Source organism: Synechococcus sp. UW69, assembly GCF_900474185.1.
GTDB lineage: Bacteria > Cyanobacteriota > Cyanobacteriia > PCC-6307 > Cyanobiaceae > Parasynechococcus.
This window is the reverse complement of record NZ_UCNW01000011.1, coordinates 284,571-307,619: the sequence shown is the minus strand read 5'-3', so window position 1 is coordinate 307,619 and position 23,049 is coordinate 284,571. Positions and strand designations below refer to the sequence as shown.

Annotated in this window: 20 protein-coding genes; 7 read left to right on the top strand and 13 right to left on the bottom strand. The window is 59.1% G+C overall.

Features of this window, described 5'->3' with window-relative positions; genetic code table 11:
* Nucleotides 1-9 precede the first annotated feature (9 nt).
* The 3 genes from trxB to DXY29_RS12525 form a co-directional block, all read right to left on the bottom strand.
* The gene (gene trxB / locus DXY29_RS12535) at nt 10-1,392 is read right to left on the bottom strand and encodes a thioredoxin-disulfide reductase (protein WP_115025342.1); all 1,383 of its coding nucleotides are present in this window, start codon (nt 1,390-1,392) and stop codon (nt 10-12) included.
* Between the two features lie 107 nt (nt 1,393-1,499).
* Nucleotides 1,500-1,823: a hypothetical protein gene (locus tag DXY29_RS12530; RefSeq protein WP_371411089.1), complete on the bottom strand. Its 324-nt coding sequence runs from the start codon at nt 1,821-1,823 to the stop codon at nt 1,500-1,502.
* Between the two features lie 22 nt (nt 1,824-1,845).
* Nucleotides 1,846-3,207 carry a DEAD/DEAH box helicase gene (locus DXY29_RS12525; RefSeq protein WP_371411092.1) on the bottom strand — a complete coding sequence of 454 codons (1,362 nt, stop codon included), beginning with the start codon at nt 3,205-3,207 and terminating at the stop codon, nt 1,846-1,848.
* 193 nt (nt 3,208-3,400) lie between these two features.
* Here DXY29_RS12525 and DXY29_RS13150 point away from each other — a divergent pair, with 193 nt between their 5' ends.
* On the top strand, nt 3,401-3,577 hold the full coding sequence (locus tag DXY29_RS13150) for a hypothetical protein (protein WP_170952228.1): 177 nt from the start codon (nt 3,401-3,403) through the stop codon (nt 3,575-3,577).
* A 33-nt stretch (nt 3,578-3,610) separates the two neighbouring features.
* Here the strand turns inward: DXY29_RS13150 and DXY29_RS12520 are convergent, their stop codons facing one another.
* On the bottom strand, nt 3,611-4,189 hold the full coding sequence (locus DXY29_RS12520; protein WP_115025339.1) for an EF-1 guanine nucleotide exchange domain-containing protein: 579 nt from the start codon (nt 4,187-4,189) through the stop codon (nt 3,611-3,613).
* 124 nt (nt 4,190-4,313) lie between these two features.
* Between DXY29_RS12520 and DXY29_RS12515 the strand changes: the two genes are divergently transcribed.
* From DXY29_RS12515 to DXY29_RS12500, 4 genes are read left to right on the top strand one after another with little or no spacing between them, the layout of a single operon-like run.
* The gene (locus DXY29_RS12515) at nt 4,314-5,453 is read left to right on the top strand and encodes a Re/Si-specific NAD(P)(+) transhydrogenase subunit alpha (protein ID WP_244279400.1); all 1,140 of its coding nucleotides are present in this window, start codon (nt 4,314-4,316) and stop codon (nt 5,451-5,453) included.
* A complete protein-coding gene (locus DXY29_RS12510) occupies nt 5,453-5,749 on the top strand; it encodes an NAD(P) transhydrogenase subunit alpha (RefSeq protein ID WP_115025338.1) in 297 nt (98 codons plus the stop codon). The genes DXY29_RS12515 and DXY29_RS12510 overlap by 1 nt, the downstream gene beginning before the upstream one ends.
* Nucleotides 5,749-7,167, top strand: coding sequence for an NAD(P)(+) transhydrogenase (Re/Si-specific) subunit beta (locus DXY29_RS12505; RefSeq protein WP_115025337.1), 1,419 nt, complete (start codon nt 5,749-5,751; stop codon nt 7,165-7,167). Before DXY29_RS12510 ends, DXY29_RS12505 begins: the two co-directional genes overlap by 1 nt.
* Nucleotides 7,167-8,201, top strand: coding sequence for an alpha/beta fold hydrolase (locus DXY29_RS12500; RefSeq protein ID WP_170952227.1), 1,035 nt, complete (start codon nt 7,167-7,169; stop codon nt 8,199-8,201). Before DXY29_RS12505 ends, DXY29_RS12500 begins: the two co-directional genes overlap by 1 nt.
* A gap of 684 nt (nt 8,202-8,885) precedes the next feature.
* On the opposite strand, the gene DXY29_RS13775 is transcribed toward DXY29_RS12500, so the two are convergent.
* Together DXY29_RS13775 and DXY29_RS12485 are read right to left on the bottom strand one after the other, a co-directional pair.
* Nucleotides 8,886-9,611 (bottom strand): fatty acid desaturase, encoded by a 726-nt coding sequence (locus DXY29_RS13775; protein ID WP_244279399.1) that lies wholly within the window; start codon nt 9,609-9,611, stop codon nt 8,886-8,888.
* Nucleotides 9,612-10,210: 599 nt separating this feature from the next.
* Nucleotides 10,211-11,458 carry a 1-deoxy-D-xylulose-5-phosphate reductoisomerase gene (locus DXY29_RS12485; protein WP_115025335.1) on the bottom strand — a complete coding sequence of 416 codons (1,248 nt, stop codon included), beginning with the start codon at nt 11,456-11,458 and terminating at the stop codon, nt 10,211-10,213.
* A gap of 79 nt (nt 11,459-11,537) precedes the next feature.
* Between DXY29_RS12485 and DXY29_RS12480 the strand changes: the two genes are divergently transcribed.
* Nucleotides 11,538-12,857 (top strand): sodium-dependent transporter, encoded by a 1,320-nt coding sequence (locus DXY29_RS12480; protein ID WP_115025334.1) that lies wholly within the window; start codon nt 11,538-11,540, stop codon nt 12,855-12,857.
* Here the strand turns inward: DXY29_RS12480 and DXY29_RS12475 are convergent.
* From DXY29_RS12475 to DXY29_RS12455, 5 genes are all read right to left on the bottom strand, one after another.
* Entirely contained in the window at nt 12,850-13,293 is a 444-nt protein-coding gene (locus DXY29_RS12475; protein WP_115025333.1) for a DUF2721 domain-containing protein, read from the bottom strand. The two genes, DXY29_RS12480 and DXY29_RS12475, sit on opposite strands and share 8 nt — an antisense overlap.
* Nucleotides 13,290-13,490: a hypothetical protein gene (locus DXY29_RS12470; RefSeq protein ID WP_244279398.1), complete on the bottom strand. Its 201-nt coding sequence runs from the start codon at nt 13,488-13,490 to the stop codon at nt 13,290-13,292. The genes DXY29_RS12475 and DXY29_RS12470 overlap by 4 nt, the downstream gene beginning before the upstream one ends.
* 62 nt (nt 13,491-13,552) lie before the next feature.
* A complete protein-coding gene (cysS, locus tag DXY29_RS12465) occupies nt 13,553-15,034 on the bottom strand; it encodes a cysteine--tRNA ligase (RefSeq protein ID WP_115025331.1) in 1,482 nt (493 codons plus the stop codon).
* A 46-nt stretch (nt 15,035-15,080) separates the two neighbouring features.
* A complete protein-coding gene (gene polA / locus DXY29_RS12460; RefSeq protein ID WP_115025330.1) occupies nt 15,081-18,038 on the bottom strand; it encodes a DNA polymerase I in 2,958 nt (985 codons plus the stop codon).
* A gap of 23 nt (nt 18,039-18,061) precedes the next feature.
* A complete protein-coding gene (locus DXY29_RS12455) occupies nt 18,062-19,174 on the bottom strand; it encodes an efflux RND transporter periplasmic adaptor subunit (protein ID WP_244279397.1) in 1,113 nt (370 codons plus the stop codon).
* Between the two features lie 108 nt (nt 19,175-19,282).
* Between DXY29_RS12455 and ychF the strand changes: the two genes are divergently transcribed.
* Nucleotides 19,283-20,374, top strand: a complete 1,092-nt coding sequence (ychF, locus tag DXY29_RS12450) for a redox-regulated ATPase YchF (protein WP_115025328.1) — start codon at nt 19,283-19,285, stop codon at nt 20,372-20,374.
* A gap of 164 nt (nt 20,375-20,538) precedes the next feature.
* Here ychF and DXY29_RS12445 read toward each other — a convergent pair whose 3' ends face one another.
* Nucleotides 20,539-21,342 carry a hypothetical protein gene (locus DXY29_RS12445; protein ID WP_136987774.1) on the bottom strand — a complete coding sequence of 268 codons (804 nt, stop codon included), beginning with the start codon at nt 21,340-21,342 and terminating at the stop codon, nt 20,539-20,541.
* A 435-nt stretch (nt 21,343-21,777) separates the two neighbouring features.
* A complete protein-coding gene (locus DXY29_RS12440) occupies nt 21,778-23,049 on the bottom strand; it encodes an MFS transporter (protein ID WP_256377614.1) in 1,272 nt (423 codons plus the stop codon).

The following is a 23,049-nucleotide window of genomic DNA, read 5'->3' as shown; positions in this document are numbered from 1 at the left end:
CCGCTGCCCTCAGGCGGCAGCCTGAAGGCAGGATTCAATCGCAGCCTTGAATTCGCTGCGCTGCTTGACGCCGCGCCATTGCTTCACCATCGCTTTCTGGTGGAACAGCTGAACTGTGGGTGTGCCATTGACCCCTGCCTGTTCAGCGATCTGCTGATCAGCTTCGATGTCGATGACAACAGCCTGGGCAGATCCATTCAGCTCTTCAATCACCCGTCGCAGCTGAGGCTTCAGCACGTGGCAAGGGCCGCAGCTTGGTGAGGTATAGATCACAAGCAGAGGCTTCGTGCTGTCGTGATAAAGCTTGCGCAGGGCAAAGCTTCCCTTCTGCCACAGCCCTTGAGGGTCGTAGGTCGCTTCTGTGGTGACCTCCACGTTGACCGGACGTTCCGCCACCGCTGGCTCCACGTCTTGGCGTTGCACACGGGTTGCCAGGTTGTGATGGCTTAGCCAGCGCTCTGCTGCCAAGGCTGCTTTGCAGCCACTTCCGGCTGCGGTGATGCCCTGACGCCATTCAGCATCAGCCACATCGCCGGCAGCGAAGACGCCCTCCAAGGACGTTTCCGGACGCCCCACTTCCGTTTTCAGATAACCCTTCTCATCGAGATCAAGTTGCCCCTGAAGCAGATCAGTGTTGGGGGTGTGGCCAATCGCATAGAAGAGCCCTTTGACAGCAAGGCTCTGAGAACTGCCTTCATTGCGATCCCGCAGGGTCATCGACTGCATCCATTCATCTCCGCTGACGTCAACGATCTCGCTGTTCCAGTGCACGGTGATGGCGTCATTGGCCAAGACCCGATCAGCCATGGCTGCGCTGGCACGGAGTTTGTCCGAGCGCACCACCAAATGGACGTGGCTTCCATATTTGGTGAGGTACACCGCTTCCTCGCAGGCGGAATCTCCGCCGCCGACCACGGCAAGCTCTTCGTTGCGGAACTGCGGCGTGGCCCCGTCACAGATCGCGCAGGCGCTGATGCCCTTGCTCCAAAAGGCACTCTCTGACGGAAGTTTGAGACGGTTTGCACTGGCGCCGGTGGCGATCACCAGGGCATGGGTGTGGATGGTCTGACCGTCGACCTCAATGCGATAGGGCTTCGACGTCAGATCAATCCTGTCGGCATCGGCTTCCAGCAGGTGGGTGCCCCAACGAACAGCCTGGGACTTCATCAGATCCATCAGGTCAGGACCGAGAACACCATCTGGAAAACCGGGAAAATTCTCGACATGAGTCGTGGTCATCAACTGTCCGCCGGGGATACCCCCGCGTTGAAAGCCGGTGATCAGCAGCGGTTGCAGGTTGGCGCGTGCTGCATAGATGGCCGCCGTGTAACCGGCTGGGCCTGAACCGACGACAACCAGATTTTCGATGTGATCCGAACCGCCTTGAACCACTGCTAAAGCGAACTGACTATGAGTTAAATCTAAAGCCGTGCTTGAGCCAGTGGTGGACTGCAACCCAAAAAAAGATGTATCAAGCTTGGAAGAATTTAAGGTTGTTTTTAGATTTCAACCTGGGAATCGTTGGACGTTGGGTCGTGAATCGGCCGACGCTTGCTTGGATTGCGCGGAACGGCCAAAACATTGGCCTCAAGCATCTCCATGTTTTCTCCTATGCAAGTGATCCATTCGCAGAATTCTTGGGTGATGGCATAACTGTCTTCATAGCGCTCTTCCTTGTCCAGGACTGCGATGCGCGTGGATGCCCAGCCGCTTGCAACGATGACCCGGCGTTCCATTGCGGCATCCATAACTGACTCCTCGATGTTGATCAGGTTGACGGATCGGGGGTCCCATTCGAGCCTCCCATTCGCACAAGTTCGCATTTTCCTCTGACCAAAGCTGTGTTCAGCGCTGCAAAAAAGTGGGCAATTCGGGTGTTTTCAGGCGGATCACCGCACCGGCTCCATCTTCAACCGCTTCGAGGGGAAGGCTGGGGCCGCGCCATGGCCCAACACCCTGCAAGTCATCCTGGGAGTCCTGGCCCTGAGGGCGCAGCACGTAAGGCTCTGCCACCGACCATGACCGTGCGTAGTCCATGAGCAGTGGGTCTGCCGGAGCGAAGACGAAGGAGGCTTCTCGGGGAATGGCTTCGCAGGCGGCCAGTTCTGGTGTCATCCGCACGGCCCGGGTGATGCCCTGCACAAAACGGCTGCGGGTCACAACGGTGGTCAGATAGGCAACCACCCTTAGGCGTGGTGCATCAAAGCCCTCCGCGCACATGTCAATGCTCACAAGCCAATCGGCACTACCGCTTTGGAAGGCGTTCAAGCGTTCCGTCGCTTGGGGGCTCTGGGAATGAATCAGCTCCACCCGGTTGCCGTCTTCAATCAACACCCGGCTGATGGCCTCGGCGTGATTGATGTCGCGGGCGATGACAAGGCCAGCCGACTGTGGCTGACGCTCCTGGAGTTGATTCAATTTCTGCTGCGCTCTCAGCAGCACCTGCTGGCCAATGCTGCTGCTGTCGGCTAGGCGTATGGCGCGACGCAGGTTTCGAGCACGCCAGCTTTCCCGCTGTTCGGAAGAAAGGGGGGAAACGTCGCGATCGGGTAGTCCCTCGCGGCTGTGTTCCACCCAGCCGTCTTGAAAGCGGAACTCCAGGGGGCGCACATCCCCTGCTGCGATCAGGTCCCTTGGTTCCACGCAGAGATCCGGACGGATCTGCTCGACCCAGCCACCGTCGTCCAGTTGAACCCGGATTCGACGGGCGGCGCAGAACCCCAGGTTGTCGGCACGAAAGGGGGTTCCTGTGAGTCCCAGACGCAGGCGGACGGTGGTGGTCAGCTCCAGAAAGGTCTGACCCCAGGCTGTTGCGTCCGGTTCGTCGGGATTGACGCCGAGATGGTGTGCCTCATCGGCGATCGCCATGCAGGCGCTTGTGCCCCATTCCTCAAGACGTGCTCGCAGCCCGTCGCGTTGACGACCAGCACCCTGATACGTCACCAAAAGACCGTCTGCTCCAAGGCTCTGTTCCGGCGTGCAGGGCCACTCCTCCAGCCGCAAGCCAAGACGAGCAGCGGCTGATTTCCATTGATTCAGGATTGAGGTGCGGTGGCAGAAGACCACGAAATGGTTCAGCCGGCCTAGATCCCGCATCGCGCGGAATCCCAGCAGAGCACCCAGTGTTTTCCCCGCTCCTGGGCCTGCAAACACAAGAAGGTCGCGGCTGCTGCCCTGAAGCTCAAGCCTGCGTCGCAGGAGTTGGATCAGCTGTTGCTGCCACTGTCTTGGTTGGACAGGTACTGGGTCCTGATCGGTGTTGACCTTGGACGGGAGGTTGAAGCTGACGGCTGAGATATCGCCCCCCCGGGAAGATGAGTCTTTTTAACCATTCTTTTGCGCCGTGGCATCTCTACCGTCCGGCCATCAGCTCCATCGGGATCGGGTCCCGCCCATCGCCATGGCCCAACGCTCCTTCTTCAGCAGCCCTCTCGATCAGCTTCGCGATCAACTGGATGGCTGTTGGGAACTCGATTGCGACATCGACCCATTGATTCTTCGAGCGCGCGTTCTGCATCGCCGCGGAGAGCTGAGCTGGGCCCTTGGACTTGAACAGGAAGTGCTGCCGATCGTTTGATTCGGCAGCACGTTTTGGCGCTAGAGCCTTCCTTCAGAGCGCTTCAGCGTGGTTAACCACCAAGTGTTCCACTTCCATTAAGGCCTCTTCTGAGGCGGAGCGAGCGGCCTTGAAATCCCCCTTCGCTGAGTTCAGCATCTGCTCAGCGAGCCGATCCAGCAGCTCTTCCCGGCGTTCCTCAAGCATCGCCACGATTTCGGTTTCCACAAGCGTGCGGACCGCCTGGATGCGCAGGTCATCATTCTCCGCTTCTGCAAATGTGCCCTGCACGAGTTCCTGGATGAACAGGCGGTGCACTTCGCTGCTGCGCAGAAAGCTTTCCGTGGCGTTGATCATCCCGTCAACCAGGGTTCGATCGGGCTCGCATTCGCCGTCATTCAATTTGAATTCCCAGTCGAGGTGTCGCCGCTGCCAGCCGGCCGTGTGCAGGCTGGGCATCACGCTTTGGGAGAAGGTGTCGACGGAGATTTCATAAATCCGCTCCGCTAGCCGTTCACACCAGTCCTTGCCGTGCAACTGGAGGGTGGACTGCATGGTTTCCCGTTCAACGGCGTGGCCGCCGTGGTGGCTGTGACAGAGGCCGTCGGGACACTCGATTGCGCTGAGACCCATGAGGAGCACAGAGGATGCACTTCACGTAGCAAGAGCAACAGAAGAGGGGGGCTTTCTTCAGGAAGCTTCCTGATGGCGAGAGGGTGACCCCGTAACCTCACTTGGGTCGGTGGTTGTGTTCCCCTTGCCCAGACTTCTGATACCGGTGGAGTCGACACCGGAAGAAACCCGGGTTGCGGCAACGCCCGACACGGTCAAAAAATTCATTTCGTTGGGCTGCAATGTGGCAGTCGAACGCGGAGCCGGTACAGCCTCCGGCTACCTCGATGAGGCTTATGCCGAGCAGGGTGCGGATTTGATCCATGCAGGAGATGCATCGGCCTGGAGTCAGGCGGATGTTCTGCTCTGTGTTCAATCGCCGAGCGCAGCCGGCCTAGCCCGCCTTCGCCAGGGAGCGTTGGTGGTTGGTCTGCTCTCCCCCTACGCCAACGAAGACCTAACGGCAGGCCTTCAGCGCGGCGGTCTCTCTGCAATGGCGCTCGAACTGCTGCCGCGGATCAGCCGGGCTCAGTCTGCGGATGCTTTGTCCTCCCAGGCCAACATCGCTGGCTACAAGTCGGTGTTGCTGGCTTCCGCTGCTCTGGATCGTTACTTCCCGATGCTGATGACGGCAGCGGGCACCGTTCAACCTGCAAAGGTTGTGATTCTTGGAGCTGGTGTGGCGGGCCTTCAAGCGGTCGCCACAGCCCGCCGCCTCGGTGCAGTCGTCTATGTCAGTGACATCAGGCCGGCGGTCAAAGAGCAGGTTGAATCGCTCGGCGCCCGTTTCATTGAGCCACCTGAGTTGGAAGACAAGCCGGCTGAATCCGGCGGTTATGCCAAACAGGCCTCCGATGCATTCCTGGCTGCTCAGCGACAGCAGCTGTCTGATCAACTGGCTGAGGCCGATGTGGCCATCTGTACCGCCCAGGTGCCCGGTCGCCGTGCTCCGCGCCTGATCAGTGAAGACATGCTCGATCGGATGCGTCCAGGCGCTGTGGTGGTTGACCTGGCGGTGGCCCAGGGCGGTAACTGCGCCGACACCGTGCCTGGTCAGACCGTGGACCGTAAGGGTGTGAAGCTCATCGGCGGCAATGATCTGCCCTGCAGCGTTCCCAATCACGCCAGTGCGCTCTACGCCCGCAATCTCGTGGCTCTTTTGGAGCCCACCATGAAGGACGGTGTCCTCAACCTCGATCCCGAGGATGAACTGATCGCCGGCTGTTTGATCGCCCAGGACGGCACCATCCGTCGTGGCGACGTCCTTACCCCAGGTGCCAACTGATGTTTGTTGAATTCCTTTGGGTTCTCCTGCTTGGCAGCCTGCTTGGGCTGGAGCTGATCGGCAAGGTCCCCCCCACCCTTCACACTCCGTTGATGAGTGGTGCCAATGCCATCTCGGGCATCACCGTCCTGGCAGCGCTCACCGCGATCATCAAGGCGGGCGATAACACCGTGGTGTTGCTGCTCGGCTCCGTCTCGCTGGGCTTTGCCCTGTTCAACGTGATCGGGGGCTTCCTCGTGACCGACCGCATGCTGGCCATGTTCAGCCGCAAGCCTGCTCGCAAGGAGAACCGCTGATGTCTGACCTTCTGAAATACGCGATTGAGCTGGTTGCGGTTCTTTTGCTGGCCCTCGGCATCAAGGGGCTCTCCAAGGTGCGTTCAGCCCGGGGTGCCAATCAGCTGGCGGCTGTGGCCATGGGCCTAGCGGTGCTTGGTCTGCTGATCAACTATCTCGGCACCACCGGCATCAGCAGCGTGGCCTGGGTCTGGATCATTGCCGGCACGCTGGTGGGTGGTGTGCTCGGAGCCATCACCGCCCAGCGGGTGCCGATGACCTCGATGCCAGAGACGGTCGCCCTCTTCAACGGCTGCGGAGGCATGTCCTCGTTGCTGGTGGCATTGGCTGCTGCGCTTTATCCGGTGGCCCTTGATGCGGCTGGCCCTGTGGCCGTGGTGTCCATCGTTGTGTCTGTCTTCGTGGGTGCGATCACCTTCACAGGCTCCATCGTGGCCATGGCCAAGTTGCAGGGCTGGCTTTCCACGCCTGCTTGGATGCAAAGCAAGGGCCGGCATGTCGTCAACATCGCGCTGGCGGTGGCATCCCTCGTGGGTGCCATTGAGATGCTGCGTAACGCTGATTCAGGCACGGGCCTCTGGCTTCTGATGGCGGCCTCCGGCCTGCTGGGCATCGGAGTGACGCTGCCAATCGGCGGGGCTGATATGCCCGTGGTGATTTCGCTGCTGAACAGCTATTCGGGTGTGGCTGCGGCCGCCGCCGGTTTCGTGGTGGGAAGCCAGTTGCTGATCGTGGCGGGGGCCATGGTCGGCGCCGCCGGCCTGATCCTCACCCAGGTCATGTGTAACGGCATGAACCGTTCTCTGGTGTCTGTTCTCTTTGGTGGAGCTCTTGGTGCGACCACTGCCACAGGTGGTGGTGGCGAATACACCAACATCACCAGCTGCAGCGTCGAGGAATGCGCCCTCACCCTGGAGGCTGCTGAACGGGTGGTGATAGTTCCTGGTTATGGCTTGGCTGTGGCCCAGGCGCAGCACACGCTGCGGGAAGTGACCCGTGTGCTGGAAAGCGCCGGCATTGATGTGGCCTATGCCATCCACCCTGTGGCTGGTCGCATGCCCGGCCACATGAATGTGCTCCTGGCTGAGGCGGATGTGCCTTACGAGCAGCTCCAGGAGATGGATCAGATCAATCCCGAGTTCCCTGCTACTGATGTGGTGCTGGTGCTGGGCGCGAATGACGTGGTCAACCCCCAGGCCAAGAGTGATCCCAATTCGCCGCTATATGGCATGCCCGTGCTGGATGTGCAGGATGCACGCACGGTTTTCGTGGTGAAACGGGGCATGAGTGCCGGCTACTCCGGCATCAAGAACGATCTGTTCGAGCTCGCTAACACCTCGATGTTGTTTGGGGATGCGAAAAAGGTTCTTGGCGACCTCTTGGTGGAACTCAAAGATCTGGGTCTGGGCAAGAAGTGATGGGCCGCGGCGTGGATAACCCCCAGCTGCGTGAGCGGCTGGGGGTTGCTTCGTTTCAACAGCGCTGGCCGTGGATTGGTGGCGATCTGCAAACCCTGCGAGACACCCTGCGCGAGGTTGATCTTCCCCACGATCAAGGGGTTCCGATTCCAATTCCTGTGCCTGCCTTGCCCAGTGGGGCTGCCGCTGCTGGGGCCTTGTTGGCGCTGCTTGATCAGCCTGAAGGGGAAGCCAGAGGGCTGGTGTTGCTTCTGCACGGGCTGGGGGGATCCAGCTCTCGTGAAGGCCTAAGGCGGATGGGTGTGGCTTTGCAGGCTGCAGGTTTTGCAGTGCTGCGGTTGAATCTGCGCGGTGCTGATCCCGGCCGGCATCTGGCGGGTGGTACCTATGCAGCGCGCTGCAACAGTGACCTGCTGCCGGTAATTGCGCGGGCACGAGCGTTGGCGGCGGGACGCCCGCTGCTGGGGGCAGGCATCTCCTTGGGCGGCACGATGCTTCTCAATGCCTGTCTGGCATCGCCCGGTGTGCTCGATGGCCTTTTTTGTGCAAGCAGTCCGCTTGATCTGGCGGCCTGCAGTGCCTCGATCGAACGGCCGCGCAATCGGATCTATCAACGCTGGCTGCTCAAGCGGTTGGTGCGGCAGACCCTGGCAGATCCCTTTGGGGTGAGCAGCCAGGAGGAGTCCACGCTGCTGACGTCGCCACCACGTTCCATCCGTGCCTTCGACAGCGCCGTGACAGCTCCACGTTGGGGATTCTCGGATGTGGAGGCGTACTACCGCGAGGCCTCACCCCTTCAGCATCTGTTGTCGCATGGTGATGTGATGCCCCCCACGCTGCTGCTGCAGGCACTCGACGACCCCTGGGTTCCCGCTTCAGCTGCCATGGATCTGGCTGAGGGTTTGCATCCCGAGGCTGGTATTCGCACATTGTTCACCCGAAAGGGGGGGCACAACGGATTTCACGGGCATGGCGGCTGCTGGGGTGATCAGTTGGCGGCAGCCTGGCTTGGCATGGTTGCTCGAGGTATTTGACCATCTGTTTTGTGGCTTGGTCCTGCGTCGAAATCGCTAAGGAGATGTCGGCTTAGATGCTATTAATCCTGAGCGACATATCGGTTATATCTGCAAAACCTAGTTGCTTTTGAGTGCTTTGATGTATAAGGATAAGGGTGGAAATTAAAAATATATGTTTTCTTGCTTCCGCTTCAGAACCCAGCCTCGAATTGAATGAATTGGATCTAGATTTGCTGGGTTTCTGTGGGTTTGCGAGAGTATTTATAAATTCAGGTAAACCCACCTAGAAGTAAAACGCTTTGTCAGAGGGGTTTTGATAGACAGCTCCGCCGCATCTTGTCGCAATCCTCCAAAGAGCTTTATGGATTGGGGTGGGGTCGTATCGCACTAGCTCGGGAAATCTTTGCCTCAACAGATTTGTTCCGTGCCAAGCGTTGTAGTGGGGAATCGATGAATTGACGTGATGACAAACGTGAGTGGATCCGATCCCGTGGTGCAGAAGATTCAGGATGGGTCCGTAAGGGCGGTCAACCGTCTGAAGAGCTCCCTTCGGCCAAGACCATGTTTCATTTGAAAAATGAGGAATATCGCTATTCGTGTGTTGCAGCCAGGTGTATGTTGTCAGCCACATGTTGATTACCATGTATGGCAATCCATACAGACAGAGCACTCGAAGTGGGGAATATTGTATCGACGCTGCAATCAAGAAAGAAACCATGGCCAGCAAGCCAAGATTGGAACGGACCATCCATTTTTTGAATGTTTCAGGAAACAAGCGGCGCTTTCCGTTGGTGATTCGCTTGCCATTCCAAAAATGAGATGTAGGAGAGTCGTAGTCTTCCCCGCCAGTTGCTCCAAAAAATAGATAGAGCTGCCAGCCGATGACGAGATGGTTGAAGAGAGAGATAATCCCGAAGACGACGGGATGCAGTTTTGCTTCAGCTGTTCTGTGGTTTTTCCTAATGGTGACGTTGCCCTTGGTGGTACGTGGGTTTCTCCTTTCTCAAGGTGATTGCAGTGGGCGTGATGTACGGCATGGCTATGGGCCCAGCTGTAGTAAGGCACAAGGAGAATGCTATGGAGAGCAAACCCCACGATCCCTTCGATCCGACGATTGGGGTGAAAGGCGTGATGGCCGCACTCATGGGCAATGACCCAGCAGCCCATCGCAATGGTGCCGGTAACAGCTCCATAGAGCAGCCACAAAGGTGTGGCTGCGGCAGAAAGTGGGATGAGCGTTCCAACGCCAACTGCCAAGGACGAAAGTCCGACTGACATCACCAAACTCATCCACGCCTTTATCGGGCTCAACTTGGAGAGCTCTGGTGGCAAGGTTTTCAGCAACTCCGCTTTTGTCGGATAGGCGGCTGATTTATGAGTGCGTTCAGAGGTCGTTTTTGTTGGTCTGATCGTTGCTGCAAATGCCAATCGAGAGCCTCAGGACAAGCGAGAAGTGATCAACGCTTAAGGTTTTCATCATAGTTGTTCGTCTCGCCAGCTGTGGGTGCTGTTGAGTGATAGATGCTGGTTACTGCTCTGGAGGTCCCCTCATTCATTCGCCAGGCAAAAACTGGAGTATTTGATCAATTCTTCTTGCGCTTTTTTGTTTTTTGTAGGAGTTATGGTGACGCTTGTTGGTGTATAGAAATATATGCTCTAAGTTGTTATTTCCTCTGCGGAGGAAATGTGTGTAGGTCCTAATGGTGTTTTTTTTAGGATCCATTCTTCGACGGGTTGTTGGTCAACAATGTGTTTCTGAATAATTTTTTTTATCCTGCTTGGCGACACTTCTGCGTACCAAATTCCGTCTGGCCAAACAACAAGAATGGGTCCACGCTCACACACCCTGAGGCAATCAACTTTGCTCCTTAGGACAATCCCTTCAGGGCGTTGCGTGTTTTCTAAGTCCAGCTCACGAACAACGCTTTTCAGTTCATTCCAGGTTTGTGAACCCAGGGCAGGATCGCAGCATTTGGCTTTGTTGGCGGTAGCGCAGAGCAGAAGGTGGTGACTGACCCGTTGCATGCTTAAGCGGCGAGAGCTCCCACGGGCAAACGGGTCACACCCCGATCCACCTGTTCACGCACCGCGGTTCGGGCCCACTGATCGACCCGCAGCACATCGTCCAGTTGCGGCTGGGCCATCAAGTCGGCTTTATGCCGCTCACAGGCTGCCTCGATCACCGTTGGGATATCCAAGAAGTGAATTCTCTCCTCAAGGAACTGCGCCACGGCTTCTTCGTTGGCGGCATTCATCACCGCAGGCATCGTGCCACCAGCGCGACCGGCGGCATAGGCCAGTTCCATGCAGGGGTACTTGGCGGGGTCAGGTGCGCGGAAGGTGAGCTGGCCGATTTCGGTGAGATCCAGCCGGCGCCATGGCGTCTCCAGGCGAGACGGCCAGCTCAGGCAATAGAGGATCGGCAGCTTCATGTCGGGCCAACCCAGCTGGGCCAAGACTGACGAATCCGCCAGCTCGATCATGGAATGGATGATGCTCTGGGGATGGATCACGATCTCAATGTGGTCGTAATCCAGGCCGAACAAATAGTGGGCTTCGATCACCTCCAGGCCTTTGTTCATCAAGGAGGCTGAATCCACCGTGATCTTGCGGCCCATGCTCCAGTTGGGATGACTGGTGGCATCGGCCACGGTTGCCTTTTCCAGGTCAGCGGCCTTCCAGTCGCGGAAGGCGCCGCCGGATGCCGTTAGCTGAATTCGACGCAGTCCCGGTGTGGGCACTCCTGTAGACAGCCGCGCGTTTTCAGCCCAGGGGGTTCCCTGCAGGCACTGGAAAATGGCCGAGTGTTCTGAATCAGCCGGCAGCAGCCTGCTGCCGCTCTTCTTCAACTCCGGCAACACCACGGGTCCGGCAGCAATCAGCGTCTCCTTGTTGGCCAGGGCCAGGTCTTTGCCTGCTCGGACCGCCGCCAGGGTCGGTAACAATCCGGCGCAACCAACAATGCCCGTCACCACGAGGTCAGCGCTGTCCCATGCGGCAGCGACATTGAGGCCGTCAGCGCCCCCAACCAGCTTCGGCGTATGGCTGGCTGCAACGCCCGAATCCTTAAGACGCTCCTGCAGATCCGGCAGCAGATCGGCATCGGCCAGGGCCACCACTTCAGGGCGATGCCTCTGGATTTGTTGAACCAGAAGATTCAGGTTGCGACCGGCCGTTAGTGCCACAACCCGGAACTGATCGGGGAATTCCTCCGCGATCTGAAGGGTCTGGGTGCCGATGGAGCCCGTGGATCCCAGCACGCTGATGGCTTTCATGCTGATCCGGCAGTTGCGACAAGTCTCCCACCAGGACTGTTAATCGCTGGCAAGCTGGCGGACAGCTTGTTGAGAGCGCATGGCGAAGGAACAGTGGCGATCGGGACTGGGCTTTGTCTTGGCGGCTGCGGGTAGTGCCGTTGGGCTGGGCAACCTCTGGGGCTTTGCTTACCGCGCATCTCAGGGGGGTGGCGGGGCCTTCCTGTTCCTGTATGTGGTGATTGTGCTCTTGGTCTGCCTGCCGGTGCTGGTGGCCGAAATGGTGCTGGGTCGCAGCACCGGCCAGAGCCCTCTTCTGGCGCCGGTGACGGCGGCTGGTCGTCGCTGGCAGCCCATGGGCTGGCTGTTCGTGCTGGCTGCCTGTGGAATTCTGGCCTTCTATGCCGTGTTGATGGGCTGGACCGGGGCGACTCTTGTACAGACCCTGACGCAGGGGCTTCCTGCGGATATCCCCTCAGCTGAAGCATTTTTCGCGGGTCTCAGTGGCGGACGTTCCGCCTTGATCGGCCAGCTTCTGAGTCTTGTGGCGACTGCCGGCGTGGTTGCTGCCGGCGTGCGCGGAGGAATCGAGCGTTTGTCCCGCTGGGGCCTGCCACTGCTGTTCGTTCTGCTGATCGGCCTTGCGGTTTGGGCCGCTGGCCTTGAGGGCGCCTCGGAGGGCTACCGGACCTTCCTGCTGCGCTGGGATAACAGCCAGTTGCGTGACCCCACCACGATTCGTAATGCCTTCACGCAGGCCTTCTTCTCGATTGGGACGGGAATCGGTTGCATCCTTGCCTACTCGGCCTATCTGAGCAGGCGTGCCCACCTGCCGCGGGAAGCCGTGGCGGTGGTTGGGATGGACACCGCTGTGGGATTGCTGGCCGGAATGGTCACCTTCCCCGTGGTGATGAGTTTTGGCCTTCAGGATGTGATCAGCGGCTCGACCCTGGGCACGATCTTTATCGCTTTGCCCACTGGCCTGGGGTCGCTTGGCTCCACAGGCCAGGTGGTGGCTGTGCTCTTTTTCGCCTTGGCCCTCATTGCTGCGATCACCTCAGCTGTGTCGCTACTGGAGGTGCCGGTGGCATGTCTGATCGATCGACTGGGTTGGAGTCGAGCTCGGGCCGTCTGGGTGTCCACGGCCTTGATCTTTGTGGCCGGGCTTCCGGCGGCCACCTCGATGGAGGTTCTGGGCTGGATGGACTCCGTGTTTGGCGGTTTATTGCTGATTCTTGGTGGGTTGCTGCTGGCGTTGTTGCTGGGCTGGGTGCTTCCGGAGCGCTTTCAGGAGGAGCTCACCCATTCAGGCAGCCCTCTTTGGTTGAAGCGCTTTCTGCTGGTCATGCTGCGATGGATTTCGCCGCCTGTGATTGCCGTCGGTCTGGTGATCAGCGTGATCGATCTGATGTCTAGTTGAAGAATGCCGTGGGCCCGAAGGTGGCCTCCAACTGCTTTGAGGCGAGCGTGATTTCGCGTAAGAAGCAGAGCGCTGCTGAGGTAAGCGTCAGCATGGCGGCCACGAACAGCGGTGCCACAACCATCGAAAGGTTGATCTGCAGGGCCACCGTGAGAAAGATCACGGCAACAACCGTTGAAATTAATAGGGTCGACAGCGTGAGTAGGCCAATGGCACGAACCACCAACCGGATGCGCTGACGAATCAACCTGAATTCAGCCTGCTCGTCGCAGTCCAGCTCCTGGCAGCGACGTTTCAGCTCTCTGGCGCGATCCACACTGCGGCTCAACCGTCCCGACAGCACATTCATCATCGCTCCGATGCCAGCCAGGAGAAACACCGGTGAAACGGAGAGCTGAATGGCTTTCAGCAGTGTCTCCGCTGGTGCCGCACTCATGGCTCACCAGGAGGATTCAACATGGATTCCATTTTGCGGATTCTGAGCAGCATCTTGTTCCAGACCTCCGCTTTCCAGGCTTGCTCCGCATCGCCACTGCATTCAGCTAACTGCCTCTGCGTTGCGAGCTTGGCGTCGAGGTCTTCGCCGGCATCCAGAGCTTTCATCAGCTCCATTTCCAGCTTGGCGGTTTCCATGAAATTCAGCTTTTTCAGCCAGAGCATGGGGAGCGAGGGTGTTGACCTTCAGTCTGCCGGGATCAGGAGCGGATCCACTCCGTCACACCGCCGGGTTTGTCGATCAGCTCCACACCTTGGGCGGCGAGCTCATCTCGGATTCGGTCGGCATCCGCGTAATTCTTCGCGGCTTTGGCGGCTTTGCGGGCTGAGATGGCCGCATCAATCGCGCCGTCGTCGAGGCTGGAGGCCGCCTCCGCTTCTGAGCGCAGTCCCAGCACCGCTGCCAGGTGGCGCAGCAGCCGCCAGCGACCCTCCAGGTCGTTTAACTCCGGCTCAGGCAGTGCAGCGTCCTCACCCCGTTCCAGCCGGTTGGCGAGGGCCCGCAGGGGCTTGGCCAGATCGAACAGAACAGCTAACCCTCCCGAGCTGTTGAGGTCATCGTCCATGGCGCTGATGAAGCGTTGAGCGAGCTCAACCAGAGCGGTGTTGGTTGGGCCTTCATCGGCACTCACGGCTCCCTCCTGCAAGGGTGCGGCGGAGCTCCAGCCGAGGCTTTCGCCATGGCGATCCCCAAGGCCCAGGGCCGCGTTGAGCCCCTTCCAGCCGGTGGCCGCGGCGTCGAGGGCATCCGCGGTGAAATCCAGGGGTTTGCGGTAGTGGGCCTGCAGCACAAACAGGCGCAGGGTCATCGCCGAGACCCCGCTCTCCAGCAGCGCGCGGATGGTGGTGAAGTTGCCGAGCGATTTGCTCATCTTCTGCCCGCCGACATTGACCATGCCGTTGTGCATCCAGATCCGGGCCAGGTCTTGGCCTGTAGCTGCTTCGGATTGGGCTATCTCGTTCTCGTGGTGCGGGAACACCAGGTCGGCGCCACCGAGGTGGATGTCGATTGTGTCTCCGAGCTCCGCCCGCACCATGGCTGAGCATTCGATGTGCCAGCCAGGGCGTCCCTCACCCCAGGGGGAGGGGAAGCTGGGTTCTCCGGGTTTGGCCCCTTTCCATAGCGCGAAATCGAAGGGGTGTTTCTTGCGGGCCTCTTCGGCATCGGCTACGCGACCAGCTGCATTGTCCTGTTGTTCGCCCAAATCGCGGCCGCTGAGCTTGCCGTAACCGGCATGCTTCATGACTGCGAAGTACACATCCCCTTCAGCGCTGTAGGCCGCACCTTTGGCTTCCAGTTCGCCGATGAGATTGCGGATCCCATCCAGGCACTGAGTGGCGCGGGGCATGCGGTCGGGCCGCAGGATTCCAAGAGCATCCATGTCCTGATGGAAGGACTCGATGTTCCGCTCGCTGACGGCCGTCATCGTGGAGTTCTCCTCATCGGCGCGTTTGAGGATCTTGTCGTCGATGTCGGTGAAGTTCTGAACGAAGGTCACCTCGATGCCCCGCCAGATCAGATACCGCCGCAGCACATCCCAGTTGATGTAGCTGCGGGCATGGCCCAGGTGGCAGAGGTCATAGACCGTCACGCCGCAGCAGTAGATGCTCGCTTTGCCCGGTGTCAGCGGTGTGAACGGCTCGGTGCGGCGGGTGAGGGTGTTGGTGAGCCGCAAGGACACAGCCGTTCAGAAGCTGCGGCTGAGGCTACGGCCTGTTCGGTTGCGTTTATTTCGCTTCCATCCAGTTCGCGCCGACGCCGGTCTCCACCACCAAGGGCACAGTCAGCTCGACGGCCTGTTCCATGGTCTTAACCACCAGCTCCCGCGTGGTCTCCAGGGCATCCGGTGCTACTTCCAGCACCAGTTCGTCGTGCACCTGCAGCAGCAATTGGGCAGGCAGCCCCTGGTTCTGTAGGGCTGCTTGCAGCTGCACCATCGCCACTTTGATGATGTCGGCACTCGACCCCTGAATCGGGGCATTGGCGGCGGCCCTGAGTTGCTGGGCCTCCATGCCGCCGCGGCGGGCCACATCCAGGTCGATCTCCAGAGGGTCCTTGCCCAGCAGCCGGCCCAGGCCGTTGCGGTCGAAGTGGAACGGGCGCCGGCGCCCAAGGATCGTCTCCACGTAACCGCGGCTGAGGGCGAGCCGTTCCTGCAGCTCCAAGAAGGCGAACACCTTGGGGTAGCGCTGCTTGTATTTCGCAAGGAACTCCTTGGCTTCGCTCTGGTTGACGCCGGTTTCCCGCGCGAACCGCTGTGCTCCCATGCCGTAGATCACGCCGAAGTTGATGGTCTTGCCGAGGCGGCGTTCATCCGGGCTGACCTCGTCTTTGTCCAACAGCAGCCGGGCGGTCAGCGCGTGCACGTCATCACCGCTGCGGTAAGCCTCCTGCAGCACCTCTTCGCCCGAGAGGTGGGTGAGGATCCGCAGCTCGATCTGGGAGTAGTCGGCGCTGAGCAGGGTCCAGCCCTCCTGCGGCAGGAAGGCCTTGCGGATGCGCCGGCTGTACTCGGTGCGCACGGGGATGTTCTGAAGGTTGGGGTTGCTGCTGCTCAGCCGTCCCGTTGCCGTCACGGCTTGGTTGAAATCGGTGTGGACCCGCCCGGTTTCGGCTTCCACCAGCTGTGGCAAGGCGTCGATGTAGGTGCTCTTGAGCTTGCTGAGCACCCGGTGCTCCAGCACCAGGGGCACCACCGGGTGATCGTTGCTGAGTTTCTCCAAGACTGTGGCATCGGTGCTGAAGCCCGTTTTGGTGCGGCGCGATTTCTTGCGATCCAGCCCCAGGGTGTCGAACAACAATTCCCCAAGCTGCTTGGGCGAGGCCAGGTTGAAATCCACACCGGCGGCCTCTTTGGCTTCTGATTCCAGCCGCTGAAGGGTGGTTCCCATTTCTTCCGAGAGGCCTTTGAGATAGGGCACATCGACACGGATTCCGGTCGATTCCATGAGAGCCAGCACCGGTTCCAGCGGCTGTTCCACCTGCTGGAGCAGCGGCAGTAGCTGGGGCCCCATCGCCTCCAGCTGACTGTGCAGCAGGAGTGCCAGACGGCGGGTGATGTGCACGTCCATGCCGCAGTACAGGCTGGCGGGCTCCAGCGGGACATCGGCGAAGGTTTGTTTTTTGCCCACCAGATCCGTGAAGGAGGTGGGCTGGAAGCCAAATTCCCGCTCCGCCATCAGTTCCAGACCATGTTTGGCTGCTGCATCCCGTAAGTAATCCGCCAGCAGCGTGTCGATCACAACGCCCTCCAGGGCAACGCCATGCCGCAGCAGGATTAAACGGTCGTATTTGGCGTTCTGAAGGGTTTTGGGGTGGGTGTTGCTGGCCAGCCAAGGAGCGAGGGCGGTGAGCACGGTTTGCAACGCCAGCTGTTCAGGGCTGCTGTCTTCGGTGCCTTTGTGCCCCAGCGGGATATAGGCCAGAGCGTCCAGTGCCTCTCCCCAGCAAATGCCGATGCCCACCAGCTCGGCCCGAAAGGGGTTGAGGTCGGTGGTCTCCGTGTCGAGGGCGACAGGCTGTGCTCTGTCGGTGCAGGCCATCAGCCTCTGCACCAGTGCATCCAGGGCTGTTTCGGTCTGGATTAACTGGGGTGTCAGGGCGGGCAGCCCCACCTCCTCATCTGTCGCTTGCTCTGCCGCGGCATCGTTTGAGGAGGTTGCCGTAGTCACTGAGTGGGTTGCCTTGGCTGGGGCTGCGTCCGCATTGGCCCTAAAGCCCCCTTCTGAAAAGGCCGCCACAAAGCCCCCCACCTGGCGCAACAGGCTGTTGAGTTCGAGGTCTTCCAGGCAACTCCTCAGGCCGTCGGCATCCACCGAAGACAACGGCAGGCTGGGTTCCTTGGGGAGGGGAACATCCACAAGAATCTCGGCCAGCTTGCGCGAGAGATAGGCGTTGTCACGATCTGAGCGCAGTTTTCCCTTGAGTGCTCCCTTGATGGCTCCCCGACTGGCTTTCGGCCCTTCCGCTTCCACCTGCTCGAGGGTGGCGTAAACCGCGTCGAGATCGCTGTTCTCCTTGAGCAGGTTGATGGCTGTTTTGGGGCCGACACCGCGCACGCCGGGGATGTTGTCGGAGCTGTCACCGGTCAGGGCCTTGAGATCCACCACCTTGTCGGGCATCACGCCGAGCTTGCCGAGCACTCCCTCTTCCCTAATCAGTGTCGGGCCACTGCTTTTGGCGTAGGGGCCTCCGCCCATGTACAGCACCGCGATGTCGCGGCTGTCATCCACCAGCTGAAACAAGTCTCGGTCGCCAGACAGAATCCGAACGCCCCAGCCCGTGTCGGCTGCTCGGTTTGCCAGGGTTCCCAGAACATCGTCAGCCTCGAAGCCCGGTGCGATGCAGAGGGGGAGCTGCAGATGTGTCTCGAGGATCTTCTGGAGCTGCTCAAGGTCCTGAAAGAACACCTCAGGGGCCACATCCCGATGGGCCTTGTAATTGGCGTCCGCCTTGTGGCGAAAGGTGGGCTCGGCTGTGTCGAAGGCGATCGCGACACCTTCGGGCTTCAGAGATTTGCTGTTGTCTAAAAGGGCTTTAAGAAAGCCATAGGTCACGCTGGTGGGTCGGCCATCTTTGGTCGCGAGGCCACCTTCACCTCCCTTGCTGAAGGCGTAAAAGCTGCGGAATGCCAGGGAATGGCCATCCACAAGCAACAGGAGGGGCTTGGCGGTGGCCTCAGGCATGACGATGTTGAAAAGTGGGTGGATTAATCGCGGCGATCAGCCCAGGGAGGCAGATCGATGAACACGCGAGTTCCTGACTCGAGACCGTCCAGGATCGCAGTCTGGTCGCCGCTGCTGTTGCCCAGTTCCACCGGCTGGAAACGTGGTTTCTGGTTGTCATCCACCAGCAACACGCCCGGTTTGCCCTCCTCCGTCACGATTGCCACGGTGGGCACCAGGAGTTTCGGTGCACTACGCCCGGTTTGAAAATTGATGTCGGCGGTCATGCCGATCAGCAGTTTTTTGGGCGGATTGACGAAGTTCAGCTTCACTTCGAAGGAGGTGACGTTGTCTTCTTTTTCAGCGCGGGGGGCAATTTCACTCACCCGTGCGGAGAAGCGTTCATCGGGGAAGGCGTCAACGCGGATCTCGGCGTTCTGGCCAGTCACGATGCGTCCGATATCGCTTTCCGGAACGCGGGCGCTGACTTCCAATCCCTGCGACAGCTCAACAATCGAAGCGCTCGTGGCACCTGCGGTTGCCGAGGCGGCGGTGGTGGGGGTGACAAACGATCCAGGTTCGGTGTAGCGCGCGGTGATGGTGCCGGCGAAGGGCGCGCGGATTCTCTGCTCACGGCTCTCCTGTTCCAATTGCTCTAAACGTTCTCGAGCTGCAGTCAGGCCCGCCTGTCGGGCCAGCATCTCGAAGCGCACGTCGCTGAAGTCGTCAGCGCTGATCACGCCACTGGCATACAGCTGGCTGCGACGGTCGAAATCCTCTTTTTTGGTCAGGAAGTTGGCCTCTGCCTGGCGCAGCAGCGCCTGCCTCTCTTGCAACCGATCCTCGAGATCCGCTTGATCCATCACCGCCAGCACCTGGCCTTCCTCCACAAGATCTCCTTCATCCACCAGCAGTTCACCGAGCACCCCCTGCTTGCGCGGACTCACGTTCACCCTCTGCTGGGCCTGCAGTTCGCCACTGGCAGTAATGACCCCGGAGAGAATTCCCCGCTCAGCGGTGGTGGTGAACGGCGTTAAGTCCCTCTGACGGTTGCTCCAGGGACCGAACCGCAGCAGCAGGACTCCTCCACCGCAGAGGGCCAGCACCAGCAGCCCAACCATCACTGCTTTGGGCCGCTTGGATCTTCCTTTCGCCATTGATGCAAGCTCGGCCTCAGGAGATTGGGACGCAGGGGAGCGCAAGGACTGCAGCATGGGCCCACAAAACTTCACAACAGTCTCGCCGTTGGCCGGTAGATTCCGCCGATGCTCAAAGCCGGAATTGTCGGATTGCCCAATGTGGGCAAGTCCACCTTGTTCAACGCATTGGTGGCCAATGCCCAGGCGCAGGCTGCCAATTTTCCGTTCTGCACGATCGAACCCAATGTGGGCAGCGTGGCAGTCCCTGATGAGCGGCTGGATCGGCTAACCGAACTCAGCAAGAGTCAGAACACCATCCCGACCCGAATGGAGTTCGTGGATATCGCTGGATTGGTGAAAGGTGCCAGCCAGGGCGAAGGTCTGGGCAACAAGTTTTTGGCCAACATTCGTGAGGTGGACGCGATCGTTCACGTGATCCGTTGTTTCGAGGACGATGACGTCATTCACGTCTCGGGGTCTGTGGGTCCGTCCCGAGATGCGGAGGTGATCAACCTGGAGCTGGGTCTGTCTGACCTGGCCCAGATCGAAAAGCGACGGGAGCGTCTGAAGAAGCAGATGCGTACCAGCAAGGAAGCACAGCTGGAGGATGCTGCGTTGGAGCGGATTCAGGCTGTGCTTGAGAACGGTGGCGCGGCCCGCAGTGTCGAGCTGGCAGATGAGGAGGCTGCCTTGATCAAGCCCTTGGGGCTGTTAACGGCCAAGCCAATTATCTACGCCACCAATGTGAGCGAGGAGGATCTTGCCGATGGCAATGCCTTCTGCACCGAGGTGAATGAGCTAGCGGCCAAAGAAGGGGCCGAAACGGTGCGGATTTCAGCCCAGGTGGAAGCTGAGCTGGTCGAACTGGGTGACGACGAGCGCGCCGACTACCTCGAAGGTTTGGGGGTGACTGAAGGGGGTCTGCAAAGTCTGATCCGCGCCACCTATCGCTTGCTGGGTCTGCGCACCTACTTCACCACCGGTGAAAAGGAAACCCGGGCCTGGACGTTCAAGGCTGGGATGACCGCACCGCAAACCGCTGGGGTCATCCACACCGACTTTGAGCGAGGCTTCATCCGAGCTCAGACGATCGGTTGGGAGAAGCTCTTGGAAGCTGGATCACTGGCAGAAGCACGCAATAAGGGTTGGCTGCGCAGTGAAGGAAAGGAGTATGTGGTGGACGAAGGTGATGTAATGGAATTTTTGTTCAACGTCTAATCAAGATCTGGTTCGAGTTTATGAATATCAGAATAGAAAATATGTGCGTGGAATTGGATTAACTTCTAGGTTTTAATGGCAATATGTTTTGCGGTTTTAATGTGCTGGCAATTTTTTGATGGATAAGTATAGCTTCCTGATGGTAAAAATATCTTCAGTATTGTTTAGCGGTTCGGAAGGATTAGATCGATCAATCGTTTCGGGGGTGAAGATTTTTCAGCGGATTGTTGTCGCATGATGCGGCCAAGCAATCGTTGCGCAGAAGCATGCATGCGCATTTCAGTTTCTATGGATCCTGGGGTATAAACAGATCGTCTGCGATGTTCGGCTTTCTTGGATTTGGAGAAGGCTTCGTCCCAGCTGCAGTTCCATGCTGCTTGGGCGAATTTCGCGTTATTTTTCTCGAAATGTCGCGTCACTTTTTTGGTCAGTTTGCGTGAGTATCCCCAGAAAGATGGATCGCGCCAAAGCTTTCGTTGCTCCTCTTTGAGAATGATCTGAGAGGAATTTTCAATCACTTTTGGGGAGATATTACGCTCCTTGAGGAGTTGGCTTAGTAACCTGGCCAGCCAAACGCCTCTGGTTCCTGGGCTGCGGTTGTAGTGGCGCTGGGGACAGGGTTTCCATGACAGTTCTGTCGAGAGGTTGATCGCGAAAATGAACTGCTCAAAAGGATCCAGGTCCCCTTGGCGGAACGGAAGAAAACTCACCTTTAGGCCCTTGTCTCTCGCTTTGAGTAAGGGCTGGAAATAGCTCCAGAAATCAAACACATCCTGGCGGCGTTCGATTTTGCCTCGCTTGGTTTTCTCGTTCTGGAGCCTTCCCTTTAAGGCATCGTCAACAAACTGCTCAAAGGTTTGGTGGTGGTAAAACCGCCGCAGTGAATAGATGTATCTCGAGTTGATGTAGTCGAGCTGGCTGCGGATGAAAATCACAATGTGAAGCTCATAGCCTGCTTCATCCGCCATCGCCTCAAGTTGCCGGATGCAGTCGGAATCGGTGAGGGGGACGGCGAATTGCTCCGCACTGAGAAGGCGATGCGATCCCTTCAGTTGTTGCTTGAAGAAAGCCTTCCAGCGTCTGCTCCTCTGTTTGCACAGCTCAGCCGCGAGTTTTTTCGGTTTGGGCTTGCAGTCCACTGGGTCCTGCAGGCTCACGCCTTGGCTCTTTAGGAGATCACGATTGCGGTGCAGCCGTTCTTGGATGTACGTCGAGGCTGTTTTGTGTGTGCCGGCATGCACGATCAGCTGAGGCCTTTGGATCCCTCGGGGCTGACTGCCCGCGCCTGATTTTTTTTCCGTCATGGCTGATCTCAATCCTTCGATTGCCCGATGGGTGGCCTGCGACCTTCGCTTGCCTTCATTCTCGCCTCGCTAATGCACGATCAGAGGCGGTGGCCTTTGCTACCGAAGATTGCCTGGACTGCCTGCCACGGCATCAATGCGCTGTTGCTTTTTCCCAGGGAGGTGCCCATCGGCATTGATTGCTGTCGCTCGATACCGCGGTTTCAGGCTGCGAAGGGTCGGTACCACGACAATGCAGGCTCCTCCCATCAACAACCAGAGCACGACGCCGTTGCCCTGAAGATCCAATAAGGCTCCTCCAGCGAGGGGCGCCACGATGGCGCTGATGGCGAAGCACTGGGAAAACAGTGCCATGGCCAAACCCCGGTGTTCCGGTGGAGTCTCTTCAATGACCGCTTCTGTGGCGGTGGGAAGGAACGCTGCCTGGGCGAACGCCATCGGCAGCAGAGCTGCCAGCACGAGTGCTGTTCCGCTTTCAAAAAGGGACGAAAGAGCGATCAAACCGCAGCCAACACTGAATCCTGCAAGGCTCAGGCCTAGGCCGAAGGCAACGCTGCGCTCCGACAGCCAACGACCCACCGGCCACTGCAGGCTCACCAGCAGGGTCAACTGCAGAGCGATGAGGGCACTGCTATGACTTTCGCTCAGGGCCGGTCTCAAGAGCCCCCCGCGCACTAAATCCAGGGGAAGTGCACTCTGCTGAAGGGCAAGGATTCCTGTGGCCACCACACTGATCACCAGCACTGGCAACAGGGGAAGCAACCAGGGCAGACGGGAGGTTGGCAGTTGATCTCCAGGTTCTGGGCTGTTACGGCTGAGGTCGCGATACGGCGGACCGTCTTGGAGCGGATGAAGGCTGATCAGCACTAGGACGGCTCCCATGCACACCGCCTCAACGCTGTACACCGTTCGCAGGGTGCCCAGGGTTGCGGCAGCGGTTCCGATCAACGTTCCGATGCCGATGCCGAGAGCATCGGCGCTGCGCACCAGGGCGTACCCCCTGCCTGAAGGCAAGCTTCCGCAACTCAAGGGAACGGCCAATTCGATCGCAGGCCAATACAACCCAGCTGCACAACCGAGAAGAAGTTGTCCAACGAGGTAGCTGTTGTAGTTGTCGGCCTGCAGCAAGATCAGATCAGCAGCAATCGCCAACAGCGTTGTGCCCCGGACTGGCCACGAGCAACGGATGCCTCGATCGAGCAGTGCACCGCTCAGAAGACGCACCACTGTGCCAATCAGGGCTGAGACGGCCAGCCCACTGCCAACCTCACGCGCAGAGAAATCGATCGCATGAAAGATCAGTGGTGTCATAAACATCACTCCGCCTGCACCGATGGAGGCCAGGAACCTCAGTCGGGTGACATTTCTCAG